The sequence below is a fragment of the uncultured Thomasclavelia sp. genome, assembly GCF_944324745.1.
Lineage (GTDB): Bacteria > Bacillota_I > Bacilli_A > Erysipelotrichales > Coprobacillaceae > Thomasclavelia.
The window spans coordinates 17067-30104 of the sequence record NZ_CALUXO010000018.1; the positions used below are offsets into that span (position 1 = coordinate 17067).

At 33.5% G+C, this 13038-nt stretch carries 13 protein-coding genes; 10 read left to right on the forward strand and 3 right to left on the reverse strand.

What is annotated here, in order from left to right; genetic code table 11:
• Positions 1-2 precede the first annotated feature (2 nt).
• Positions 3-938 carry an ABC transporter ATP-binding protein gene (locus tag Q0K54_RS01615; RefSeq protein ID WP_294578096.1) on the forward strand — a complete coding sequence of 312 codons (936 nt, stop codon included), beginning with the start codon at positions 3-5 and terminating at the stop codon, positions 936-938.
• Between the two features lie 27 nt (positions 939-965).
• Here Q0K54_RS01615 and Q0K54_RS01620 read toward each other — a convergent pair whose 3' ends face one another.
• Positions 966-1862 carry a diacylglycerol kinase family protein gene (locus Q0K54_RS01620; RefSeq protein WP_294578097.1) on the reverse strand — a complete coding sequence of 299 codons (897 nt, stop codon included), beginning with the start codon at positions 1860-1862 and terminating at the stop codon, positions 966-968.
• Positions 1863-3071: a peptidase T gene (gene pepT, locus Q0K54_RS01625; protein WP_294578098.1), complete on the reverse strand. Its 1209-nt coding sequence runs from the start codon at positions 3069-3071 to the stop codon at positions 1863-1865.
• Positions 3072-3219: 148 nt separating this feature from the next.
• On the opposite strand from pepT, the gene Q0K54_RS01630 reads away from it, so the two are divergent.
• The 9 genes from Q0K54_RS01630 (at position 3220) to Q0K54_RS01670 (ending at position 12648) form a co-directional block, all read left to right on the forward strand.
• Positions 3220-3822 carry a ribonuclease H family protein gene (locus Q0K54_RS01630; RefSeq protein WP_294578099.1) on the forward strand — a complete coding sequence of 201 codons (603 nt, stop codon included), beginning with the start codon at positions 3220-3222 and terminating at the stop codon, positions 3820-3822.
• 17 nt (positions 3823-3839) lie between these two features.
• Positions 3840-4376, forward strand: a complete 537-nt coding sequence (locus Q0K54_RS01635) for a thermonuclease family protein (protein WP_294578100.1) — start codon at positions 3840-3842, stop codon at positions 4374-4376.
• A gap of 208 nt (positions 4377-4584) precedes the next feature.
• Positions 4585-5502, forward strand: coding sequence for an ABC transporter permease (locus Q0K54_RS01640; protein WP_294578101.1), 918 nt, complete (start codon positions 4585-4587; stop codon positions 5500-5502).
• Positions 5503-5512: 10 nt separating this feature from the next.
• Positions 5513-6448 carry an ABC transporter permease gene (locus tag Q0K54_RS01645; RefSeq protein WP_374011439.1) on the forward strand — a complete coding sequence of 312 codons (936 nt, stop codon included), beginning with the start codon at positions 5513-5515 and terminating at the stop codon, positions 6446-6448.
• Between the two features lie 12 nt (positions 6449-6460).
• Entirely contained in the window at positions 6461-7468 is a 1008-nt protein-coding gene (locus Q0K54_RS01650) for an ABC transporter ATP-binding protein (RefSeq protein WP_294578103.1), read from the forward strand.
• Between the two features lie 3 nt (positions 7469-7471).
• The gene (locus tag Q0K54_RS01655) at positions 7472-8443 is read left to right on the forward strand and encodes an ABC transporter ATP-binding protein (RefSeq protein ID WP_294578104.1); all 972 of its coding nucleotides are present in this window, start codon (positions 7472-7474) and stop codon (positions 8441-8443) included.
• Between the two features lie 20 nt (positions 8444-8463).
• A complete protein-coding gene (locus tag Q0K54_RS01660) occupies positions 8464-10113 on the forward strand; it encodes a peptide ABC transporter substrate-binding protein (RefSeq protein WP_294578105.1) in 1650 nt (549 codons plus the stop codon).
• Between the two features lie 86 nt (positions 10114-10199).
• Complete coding sequence (locus tag Q0K54_RS01665) at positions 10200-11444, forward strand: M24 family metallopeptidase (RefSeq protein ID WP_294578106.1); 1245 nt, start codon at positions 10200-10202, stop codon at positions 11442-11444.
• A 1-nt stretch (position 11445) separates the two neighbouring features.
• The gene (locus Q0K54_RS01670) at positions 11446-12648 is read left to right on the forward strand and encodes a pyridoxal phosphate-dependent aminotransferase (protein ID WP_294578107.1); all 1203 of its coding nucleotides are present in this window, start codon (positions 11446-11448) and stop codon (positions 12646-12648) included.
• Positions 12649-12662: 14 nt separating this feature from the next.
• On the opposite strand, the gene Q0K54_RS01675 is transcribed toward Q0K54_RS01670, so the two are convergent.
• Positions 12663-12959 carry a hypothetical protein gene (locus Q0K54_RS01675; RefSeq protein WP_294578108.1) on the reverse strand — a complete coding sequence of 99 codons (297 nt, stop codon included), beginning with the start codon at positions 12957-12959 and terminating at the stop codon, positions 12663-12665.
• Positions 12960-13038: the final 79 nt, after the last annotated feature.

Genomic DNA, 13038 nt, shown 5'->3' on the forward strand with positions numbered 1-13038 from the left:
AGATGGAAACAAGAGAACCAGTATTAGAAGTTGAAAACTTAAAACAATTTTTTAGAATTAATCGTAAATTTACAGTCAAAGCCGTTAATGGAATTTCTTTTAAAATTTATCCAGGGGAAACTTATGGATTAGTTGGTGAATCTGGTTCTGGAAAATCAACTACTGGTCGTAGTATTATCCGTTTATATAAACCAACTGATGGTAAAATTACTTTTAAAGGTAAAGATATTTCTGGAAAAATGTCTAATAGTGACTTAAAACTATTAAGAACTAAGATGCAGATGATTTTTCAAGATCCGATGGCTTGTTTAAATCCCCGTAAAAAAGTTATGGATATTATTGCTGAAGGATTAGATATTCATCATTTATATAAAAATAATAAGGAAAGAGAAGAAAAAGTTTATGAAATGCTAGAGCTAGTTGGTTTATCAAAAGAACATGCCAGCCGTTATCCTCATCAATTTTCTGGAGGACAACGTCAAAGAATCGGTATTGCTCGAGCATTGATCATGGAACCTGATTTAATTATTGCTGACGAAGCAATTTCAGCATTGGATGTTTCAATCCAGGCGCAAGTAGTTAATCTGATGAAGAAAATTCAAAAGGATACTAATACAGCGATTTTGTTTATTGCCCATGATTTAAGTATGGTTAAATATATTTCTGATCATATTGGGGTTCTTCATTTAGGACATCTAGTTGAAACTGGAACAACTGAAGAAATATTTGAAAATCCGATTCATCCTTATACTAAATCATTGTTAAGTGCAATTCCAGTTCCTAACCCAAGAGTTGAAAAGAATCGTACTTCTTTAACTTATGATTATGATTCTAATGATATTGATTATGAAAAAGGAACGGAACATTTAGTTGATGGAACACATGTAGTTTTAGCTACTGATGAAGAATTTGCAAAATGGACGCAAAAACAGGTTTAGAATAATTATTTCTAAACCTGTTTTTTTTTATGGAATTAAAATATTGATTGCCTTAGAGGCAACTTCAATCGTTACTGGTAACTGTGACCCTTCTTCACCATCAATATCGATAACCAAGGGTTGATTAGTACTGATGGCAATTTTTTTAGCTTGAGTATAGTAGATAAAGGGACTATCAGCATGTTTTTTTAAAAGATAATCTTTTGATAATGCCATTAAATCAGTTACTGAACACTTTTTGATAACGATTAAATCTAATAAACCATCTTGAACATCGGCATAAGGGATAATGCAATCAAAACCACCAACTCGGTTGGTATTAGAAACCATAAACATTTTTGCTTCAATTTCAATTGGATCTTGATCATCTACTGTAATTGTTAAATCAATATTAGTATTTAACTGACTAGGAAGATTGATAATTCCATTGATATAATAGGCTAAAGGACCCAATCTTTTTTTATCGGCTTTGCTGACAGTAAAAGATACATCACTAAACATACCACCAGCAGCAACATTCATAAAATAACGATTATTTATTTTACCTACATCACAACATAGTGTTTTAAATTGTTTGATCAAATCACAGACTTTATCAACTTGACTTGGCAAATTTAAATAATTAGCAAAGTCATTAACAGTTCCAGCAGCTAAGATACATAATGGAATTGTTTTATGACTAGTGACCATCCCACTGACCACTTCATTGATGGTTCCATCACCACCAACGACAACTAGAAAATCATAATCATTTTGATTAACATTTAAAGCTTGATAGTAAGCATCATCTTTTTTTTGAGTGAAAAAGACATCTACATGGTTTACTAGCTGCTTTAGGGCTAATTGTCCAATTAGTTTATCTAATGAATTTTGAATTGTTCTTTGTCCTGAAGAAGGATTGATAATAAATAAACACCGTTTCATCTATTCTTTAACAAGTTCCAATAAAACTTTTACGGCTTGTTTCATCATGGTCAAAGACACGAATTCAAAAGGACCGTGAAAATTAGCACCGCCAGTACCAATATTTGGACATGGTAACCCTTTATAAGTTAAATTAGCTCCATCGGTACCACCTCTAATTGGTGTGGCAACGGGTTCGATTCCTACAGCGTTCATGGCCTTTTCTAATCGTTCAATAATATAATAATTTTCTTTAATAATTTTAGCCATATTTAGATAAGATTGATTGATTTCTAATTTAACTAATTCATATCCATATTTAGCATCTAAATAATCTTTAATGCGTTTAAAATCAGCAATTTGTTTTTGAATAGTATCATAATCATGGTTTCGAATGATATATTCGGCTTTAGCATATGAGCAGTCACCTTCTAAATGGTGGAGATGATTGAAACCATCATAATTATCAGTATAATATGGCTTCATTTGTTCTGGTAACATATTTTCAAATTCAATAGCGACATTAATAGCACTGATCATTTTATTTTTAGCATCACCAGGATGAATTGATTTACCGGTAATTTCTACTACAGCACTATAAGCGTTGAAGTTTTCATAGTTATATTCTTGTAAATCACCACCATCTAAGGTATAGGCATATTTAGCATCAAACTTCTTAACATCAAAATTTTCAGTTCCGCGTCCAACTTCTTCATCAGGGGTGAAAGCAATTTTAATGTCATTGTGTTTAATTTCAGGATGATGATATAAATAATCGGCTAAATCCATGATAATGGCAACACCAGCTTTATCATCAGCTCCTAGTAGAGTAGTTCCATCAGTAGTGATTAAATCATGACCGATCATTTTATTCATGATTTCAAATTTACTAGGATCTAGAGTTAAATTTAATTCTTGATTGATCGTAATTACAGAGCCATCATAATTGGTTACTTTATTTGGTTTAATATCTTTACCACTGGCATCAGGTGAAGTATCCATATGGGCAATAAAACCGATAACATCACCAGTACCACCATTTCCTTTGATAGTTCCATAAACGATACCATATTCATCTAAATGGGCATCGTCAATCCCAATTTCTAACATTTGTTTAACTAATTCTTTTCCTAATTCTAATTGTTTTAGTGTTGATGGTGTAGTTGATGAGTATTCATCAGATTGACTATCAAAACTAACGTATTTTAAAAATCTTTCTTCAATATTCATATCTAAGACTCCTTAATAATATTGTTTATGGTAATTATACCCACTAATTTGAATTAAAACAATCCCTTTATTAAGTACCCTTGTTGTTTATTTACTTCTTGGTCATTCTAAGATAAAATAGTAAAGATGTTTTTTTAAAGGAGTAATTATGGCAAAATATTATGCAGTAAAAAAAGGACGAAAACCCGGTATCTATAATAGCTGGGATTTATGCCAGCAACAAGTTAATGGTTTTAAAGGGGCAATTTTTAAATCATTTAAAACTGAAGCTGAAGCGTTAGCTTTTATTGAAGATAAACCATTAGAAAAAAGCTATGTAGATGTAGATGTTGACTTGCAGGCATATGTTGATGGAAGTTTTAATACTACAACTAGAGAATATGGTTATGGATGTGTTATCATTAAAGATCAACAGGTAGTTAAGGAGTTTTTTGGAAAAGGTAATAATGAAGAATTAACTGAAATGCGAAATGTGGCCGGAGAAATATTAGCGTGTTTAAATGCTTTAAAATATGCAATTGCTCATGGATATAAAAGCATTGGTATTTACTATGATTTTGAAGGAATTGAAAATTGGGCAACTAGTGCCTGGCAGGCAACTAAACCAGGGACCATTGCTTATCAAAATAAAATGAAAGAATTGCGACAGCAAATCGCTATAACCTTTGTTAAGGTAGAAGCCCATAGTGGTGATTTTTACAATGATCGGGCTGATAAACTTGCTAAAAAGGCAGTTGGTATTAAAGCTTAAAAGGGGAATTTAAATAAATGGCAAGGCAGATTAGACTAAGTAAAAGTAAAAGAAAAAAATTATCAAAAAGCTGGATTGGAATATTAATATTGATTATCATTGCCGGTTATAATTTTTATCAGGCAAATAAGTCTATTGAACCAGGGGAACGCTTTGAAGTTACTCTGTCAAAGTGTGTTGATGGAGATACGGCCTGGTTTGATATTGATGGTGAAACGACCAAAGTGCGTTTTTTGTATGTGGATACTCCCGAATCAACAAATGAAATCGAACCATATGGAAAAGAAGCCAGTGAGTTTACCAAAGATCAATTAACTAACGCTACGACCATTGAGCTGGAATTAAATAATGATGGCGATACAAATGATAAATATGATCGACTGTTAGCATGGGTATTTGTGGATGGTGAATTATTACAGGAAAAATTAGCTAGCGAAGGATATGTTGAAAAATTCTATGACTATGGTTATGATTATACCTATAAACAAGAAATCATCACAGCTGATAAACAAGCACAGGATTTACATAAAGGAATCTATAGTCTACCACAATAATCCAAATTGTATGTAAAGTTATGGTAATTATTTAAAAAAGCTCGAAAAACCGTTTAAAATTAAGATTTTTTAGGGGTGATTATCAAATTAATCATCCTCTTTTTTTATTTTTTCTAGGTAGAATACAGCTTTGAACCAAAAAAGTATTTGAAATTTAACATATTTTAAGGTATTCTATAACATATATAGTAAAGGAATAGGTGATTAAATGTTAAGGTATGTTTTAAAGCGTGTCCTGATTGGAATCGTAACACTTTTTGTCCTTGCTAGTGTAACGTTTTTTCTGATGAAAGCTACACCAGGATCACCAATCAATGGTGAAAAGTATAAAACAGAAGAAGCCTACCAAGCTGCGATGGAAAAGTATAATCTTGACAAACCAGTCTTTGAACAATACTTAATTTATATTGAGGATTTAGCTCATGGTAATTTAGGTGAAAGTATGGTTCAAGAAGGTAGAACGGTTGAGTATTATATCAAAAACGGTTTCCCAGTTACGGCACGATTAGGATCAATTAGTTTTATAGTTGCCGTTGTAGGCGGGATTTCTTTAGGAACAGCTGCTGCTCTTTCTGAAAAGAAATGGGTAAGTAATGTTTGTATGTTTATTGCAACGATTGGAGTTTCAATTCCTTCATTCTTAATTGCAATGTTATTGATTGTATTTGTTGGGGTGGAATTACAACTCTTGCCGTTTGTGGGGCTCAATAGCCCGGCCAACTATGTCATGCCAGCGATTTCGCTAGCACTTTATCCAATTTCGATGATTTCTCGTTTAACTAGAAGTTCATTAGTTGAAGTCATGAAACAGGATTATATTGTTTTAGCTCGTAGTAAAGGAACTCCATACCGTCGAGTTGTTCTTCGCCATGCGATTAAAAATGCAATGTTACCAGTTGTAACATACGCTGGACCAATGTTTGCATTTTTATTAACTGGAAGTTTCGTAGTTGAAAGTATTTATTCTATTCCCGGGGTTGGAAGTACTTTCGTTTCATGTGTTATGAATCGTGACTATCCAGTAATTATGGGAGTAACAATTTTCTTAGGTATTTTAATTATTTCATTTAACTTAATTACTGATATTATTTCAGCGTTAATCGATCCAAGAATTAGATTGAAGTAAGGGGGTAAAGATGATGGAAAATAAGAATAAAGAATTAGAACTTACTCCTGAATTATTTGAACCGCTTGCTGAATCTGAAAAAAATGCTGAAAAAATTTCATATGAAAGTAAGACGTATTTTCAAGATGCTTGGAGTCGTTTTAGACAAAATAAATTAGCTTTTGTGGGATTTTGCTTTTTAGCCGTTATGGTTGTTTGCTGCATCGTAATCCCAATGGTTTCACCATATACATATGATGGTCAAGATATGGCTAGTGCCAATTTGGGTTCTTCATTAGCTCATCCAATGGGAACTGATAAATTTGGTCGTGATATCTTAGTTCGGGTTATGTATGGTGGGCGTATTTCATTAACAGTTGGAGTTGTTGCTGCCTTTATTGCTTTATGTATTGGGGTATTATATGGCGGTGTTGCTGGATACTTCGGTGGTAAAGTTGATATGTTAATGATGCGTTTTGTAGATATGATGTATTCAATTCCTGATATCTTATACGTAATTTTGATCGTAGTAGTTATGGAACCGAGTATGTTTTCAATCCTGCTAGGGATTTCGATTTCGTCATGGATGGGAATGTCTAGACAGGTTAGAGCTCAGGTTATGACCCTAAAAGAACAGGAATTCTCACTTGCAGCCTTTGTATTAGGGGCAAGTCGTAAAAGAATTATTTTAAAACACTTGATCATTAACTCAATGGGACCAATTATTGTATCAGTTACGATGTTAGTTCCAAGTGTAATCTTTAATGAAGCTTATTTAGGTTTCTTAGGGATTGGGTTAAATGCCCCACAAGCCAGCTGGGGTACATTAGCTAACGATGCTCGTCAGGTCATGATGATTTATCCAATGCAGGTTGTTTGGCCAGTACTGGCAATCTGTTTAACCATGTTAGCATTAAACTTTATTGGAGACGGATTAGGCGATGCCTTAGATCCTAAGAAGAAGTAGGAGGTATAGAATATGAGTATGTTAGATATTAAACACTTGTCTACTGAATTCACTACTGAAAACGGGATCGTACAGGCTGTTAGAGATGTTACAATAAGTGTTGAAAAAGGTGAAATTTTAGGAATTGTTGGTGAATCTGGTTCCGGAAAATCACAAACAATGTATTCAGTAATGGGCTTGTTAGCGGGAAATGGTCGTGTTAGCGAAGGTGACATTACAATTGATGGAAAAGATATTTCACCAAAAAATTACGATAAAAAAGAATATGATAAAATCATGAGCAGTATTCGTGGAAATGATATGGCCATGATTTTCCAGGATCCAATGACTTTCTTGAATCCAGTTTTAACTATCGAAAAACAATTATGTGAACCAATCTTAAATCACAATAAGATTTCGAAAGCGGAAGCAAGAAAAAGAGCAATTGAATTAATGAAAAAAGTTGGTATTCCTTCACCAGAACAACGGATCAAACAATATCCATATCAGTTTTCTGGAGGGATGCGTCAAAGAATTATCATTGCAATGGCGCTGGCATGTAATCCAAAAGTAATTATTGCCGATGAACCAACAACAGCGTTGGATGTTACTATTCAGGCTCAAGTACTTGATTTAATTAAAAATTTAAAGAAAGAAATTGATTCAAGTATTATTATGATTACTCATGACTTAGGTGTCGTTGCCAGTATCTGTGATCGGATTGCTATCATGTATGGTGGTAAGATTGTTGAAATCGGTACTGCAGATGAAATTTTCTATAATCCACAACATGAATATACTAAAGGTTTATTATCTTGTATTTCTAATCCAGAAGAAGTGGAAAGAAAAGAATTACATCCAATTCCGGGATCACCACCTGATTTATTAAATATCGGTGATTGGTGTCCGTTTGTTGATCGTTGTGATAAAGCAATGAAGATTTGTAAAATGAAGATGCCAGAAGAAAAACAATTTAGTGAAACGCACGCATGTTCTTGCTGGTTATCTCACCCTTTAGCGAAACAAGGAAAGGGGGCTTAAAAGATGGATAAAAAACCAGTCTTAAAAATCGAAGATTTAAAAGTCTATTTTCAAATCGGTGGTGGCTTTTTAAAGAAAAAAGATATTGTCAAAGCAGTAGATGGGATTTCGTTTGAAATCTATGAAGGTGAAACATTCGGTTTAGTTGGTGAATCTGGGTGTGGTAAAAGTACTACTGGTAGAGCAATTGTTAAAATTAATACACCAACTGCAGGAAAAATCTATGTAAATGGTAAAGATATTACTACTATTAAGGGAAAAGAATTAAAACAATTTAAACGTGATGTCCAAATGATTTTCCAGGATCCTTATGCCAGTTTAAATCCACGTATGACAGTTGGGGAAATCATTAGAGAACCAATGGATATTCACAATATTGGTACTAAAGAAGAACGTGAGAAGCGAGTTCGTGAGTTGTTGGAAATTGTTGGTTTGAAACCAGACCACATTCGTCGTTATCCTCATGAATTCTCAGGTGGACAAAGACAAAGAATTGGAATTGCTAGAACTTTAGCATTAAATCCAAAATTCATTGTTTGTGATGAGCCTATTTCTGCGCTTGACGTTTCTATTCAGGCGCAAGTAATAAATTTGCTTGAAAAGATTCAAGCCGAAATGGGGATTTCTTATTTATTCATTGCCCATGATTTAAGTATGGTAAAACATATTTCTGATCGAATTGGGGTAATGTATTTAGGAAATTTGGTTGAGGTTGGTGATAGTGATGATGTTTATCGTCGTCCATTACATCCTTATACTCAAGCCCTTTTATCTGCTGTGCCAATTCCAGATCCAAAAGTGGCTCGAGAAAGAGAACGTATTGTTCTACAAGGAGAATTACCTAGCCCAATCAATCCGCCTAGTGGCTGTGTGTTTAGAACACGTTGCCCTAAGGCTACTGAGAAATGTGCTCAGGCTAAGCCACAACTTAAAACAGTTGAGGGTCGCCAGGTAGCTTGTTTCTTATATGAATAATTTTAGAAAGGGGAAAAAACATGAAAAAACTATTTAGCTTTCTAGTATGTTTAGCTATGTTAGTTTCACTAACTGGCTGCGGTGGTGGATCAAACCGTGATACTTCAACAGTTAGAGCTGCAGTAGGTGGGGACATTGAAATCTTAGACCCAGCTATTGTTGATGATTCTATTACTGCCAATGTATTGGCACAAATGTATGAAGGTCTATATAAATTAGATCAAGATGGTAATGCTGTACCAAATGTGGCAACTGATATGCCAGAAATCAGCGACGACGGTTTAACTTATACAATCAAAATTCATGATGGCTATAAATGGTCTGATGGGGAACCATTAACTGCAAATGATTTTGTTTATGCATGGAAACGTGCTGCTGCAATGGGAACTGGTACTGCTTATTATTCACAATTTATTTCTGAAAATGTTTTAAATGGTGGTACTGGTGCTGAACTTGGATCAATTGATGAATTGGCTGATTTTGGAGCTGTTGCATTAGATGATACAACTATCCAAATTACATTAAAGGCAAAATGCCCTTACTTCACTTCATTATTAACTAACACAGTATTCTATCCAATGCGTCAAGATGTTATTGAAAATGCTGATGCTCCTAATGGTGGCGATCCTTTAAAATCAACTTGGGCTGATCAAACTGACTTACCAACTAATGGTGCTTTCTCAGCTACTAAAGTAGATTCTAAAGATGAAGTTGTTTTAACTAAAAATGATGAATATCATGCTGCTGACGAAGTAAAATTAGAAACAATTTCTTTCAAAGTAATGGCTGATGCTAACTCAGAAACTAGTGCTTTCCAATCTGGAGAAATTGATTTCGCAACAAACGTTAACAGTGAAACTATTGAAAATAGCAAAGAATTACAAGATCAAGTTTATGTAATTGATCCATTTGTATGTAACTATTATGTTTTAATCAACTCTGGAGAAGAATGTACTAATGAAGTATTAAAAGACCCTGAAATCAGAGAAGCATTCTCTCTTGCAATTGACCGTGATGCTGTAATGCAAGCTTCTGGTAAAGGTGATTATGCTTATGAATTAAATAACTTAGTTCCTATTGGTATCCCTGGAGCTAATGGTGATTATACTGAAGAAGTTGGAAACAACTATGCAGGTGGTTATGATATTGAAAAAGCAAAACAAATTATGGAAGCTAAAGGATACAGCGCTGATAATATGTTAACATTAACATACAGCTACAACGATGTTCCTATGCATAAAGACGTTGCTCAAGCTATTCAAGCATCTGTAAAAGAAGCTTATATCAACTTAGAATTAAAAGTAGCTGAATTACAAACATTCTTTGATCAACGTGATAAAGGTGAATTCGAAACTTGCCGTCATGCAATGACTGCAGACTTCTTAGATCCAATGGCTTACTTATCTATGTACTATGGGTTCGATAAAGCTGGTAATACAGTTGATGATGCAACTTATGAATCTATGTTAGATGCAGCTAACGCTTTAGATGGTGCTGAACGTATGAATGGTTTACATGCAGCTGAACAATACTTAGTTCAAACTATGCATTATGTAGTTCCATTATTTGGATATACTGAACCATTCTTAAAAGCATCAGAATTAGAAGGTGTTACTTCTTCACCAGAAGGACATTATGATTTAACAAGAGCTTCATACACTGCTGAATAATTAATTACTTATTAGGAATACACTTATGTGTATTCCTTTCTTTATTTAAAAGTAGTATAATTTAGATATTATGAAAGGAGAAATTTATGATAAGTATAAAAACAGTAAAAGAACAATATCAAATAAAGGATAAAATCTTACAAGAACGTTTAGATTTGATTTTGCCTGAAGTAATGAAAGAATATGACGTAGATATGTGGCTTTCAGCATCGAAAGAGTATAATGAAGATCCACTTTTTCACGCAATTACCCCAGCTAGTTATCCAACAGCTAGACGAATTTCATTATTCGCTTTTGTTAAAAAGGGTGATGAAGTAAAACGTTTTTCATTATGTATGCCAAGCAAAGAGCTGGCTCCTTATTATACTAGCTATTGGATTGATTTTAATCACGAAGATCAAATGGCATGCTTAAATCGTTTATGCCAAGAATATGATCCTAAAAACATAGCTGTTAATGTTTCTGATAATTTTGCTTTTAGTGATGGAATGTCACAGGGATTATATGAAATGATCACTGCAAAGATGGATGAAAAATATCAAAAAAGGATTATTAGAAACGATGCTCTAGCAATCAAATTAATGGAATTAAGAACACCAACTGAATTAGAGTTACATCCAGAAGTTGTAGCTGTGGCTTTTTCGGTAATTGAAGAAGTATTCAGTGCTAAAAGTATTACTCCAGGTGTAACTACTTGTGAAGATCTTCAATGGTTAATGATGCAAAAAGTCAAAGATTTAGGTTTAGATTACTGGTTTGAGCCAACTGTTGATTTACAACGAGAGGGTCTTGAAGATAGCCAGTATTTTGGAGTAATTGAAAAAGGTGATTTGTTGCACTGTGATTTTGGTATTCGTTATTTGAATATTTGTACGGATACGCAACGGTTAGCTTATGTTGCTAAAGATGGTGAAACAAAAATTCCTGATGAGCTATTAGCAGGAATGAAAATAAATGATCGTTTCCAAGATATTGTTGCCAGCCAGATGAAAGTTGGAAAAACCGGAAATGAAGTTTTGATTGATGCATTAAATCAAGCTAAGGAAGAAGGAATTGAAGCGGTATTATATTCACATCCATGTAATTTTTACGGACATGGTCCTGGACCAACAATTGGATTATGGAATAATCAACAGGCTATTCCAGTAAAAGGTGATGTAAAATTGTCCAATAATACAACTTTTGCTTTAGAATTAAATACTAAGGCCCCTGTAAATAATCAAGATTATTATTTCTATACTGAAGAAACTGTTTTATTTAACGAAAAGGGATTAACTTATTTATATCCAGGTAGAAAGGACATTTATTTTATTAACTGCAATGAAAAATAAAATGAAACCGGCTTTTCAAAGTATTTCTGGTGGTTTGTTTGAAGCAGTAGAAAAAGCAGATGTTGGAGACAGTTATACTAAACTAGCTAGTCAGGGGGTATCCCTGATGGGCTGGGCTGATCCAATGATGCCTGATTATGCTTTAAATGAAACTGTCTTAAATAAAACTATCGAAGCTATTAAATCACCACTAGCCAGTCATTATACAGCTCCAACTGGTAATATGGAATTAAGAACAATTATTTGTCAACATGCCAGTAAAAAATATGGAGTGGATCTAGATCCAAATCGAAATATTATTATTACTCCTGGCAGTGACAGTGCGTTATTTTTTGCCATGTTCCCTTTTTTACAAGCTGATGATGAAGTAATTGTGCCATGTCCTTGTTATCCTAATAACTTACAAAATATCGCTATGATGCAAGCTAAAGCTAAAATATTACCATTAAAAAAAGAAAATGGGTATCAAATTGAGTCTTCAACTTTAGAAGCCTTGATTACTGATAAGACGAAAATGATCGTCTTGACCCATCCTAACAATCCAACTACGACTGTTTTTAATCGTGCAAGTTTAGAGGCAATTAGACAGGTAGTATTAAAATATGATTTAGTTTTAGTTTGTGATCAGGCATTTGAAGATTTTACCTTTGAAAATGAATTTATAGCTCCAATGAGCCTGCCGGGAATGTTTGAACATACAATTACTGTTTGTTCGGTCTCTAAAGGGATGGGTTTAAGTGGTTATCGAGTTGGTTATATTTTTGCTTGCGATGAAGTTATGGATGTAATGTATGGTTGTGCGGTTAGTGTAATTGGCGCAACGAATACCGTTAGCCAGATTGCTGTTATCGAAGCTTTTAAAAATCCTGATTTTATGGAAGAATTTAGACAAAAATATGATTATCGCCGAAAAATGGCTTATCGTATTTTAAACGAAGTTCCTGGTGTTTCAATGGAATTGAGTCAGTCTGGTTTCTTGGGCTGGGTTGATGTTAGTCGATTAGGAGATAGTAGTGAAATTTGTCAACGCTTAGTAACTGAAGCTAAGGTATCTGTAAATGATGGTAAAAATTATGGACCAGGTGGTGAAGGCCATTTTCGAATCGTTCTAGGGGTTTATCGTGATAATGATAAAGTAATTGCGGCATTAAATAATATTGCCTCAGTACTGACAAAAATTGCTCAGGAAAAGAAGATAAAATAAAAAGAACTAGATGACTAGTTCTTTTTACTTTTTTTATTTGCTCTTTTATGACATAAATAAGCGATTGCAATAGTAATAACAGCGACGATTGGTAAAATCCATAAGAAATTACTGTTGATGTATTGATAATCACCAGACCAGATTCCAGTCCATTCTCCAATTTTTTTGATTAAAATTGCAATTGCATAAGATGTAGTAACTACTTGCACTGCTCCTAAAATAAACTTAATGATTTTTGGAAATACTTCAGTAAATAAGATTAAAGAAACAATACAAACAGCACTGATAAAGCAGTTTATAACAAAATACATTGGCATTTCTCCTTTTATAAGTACTTAAATAAAATACCACAAAATACTAAGAAATGCAATATCAACTACATATTATCAA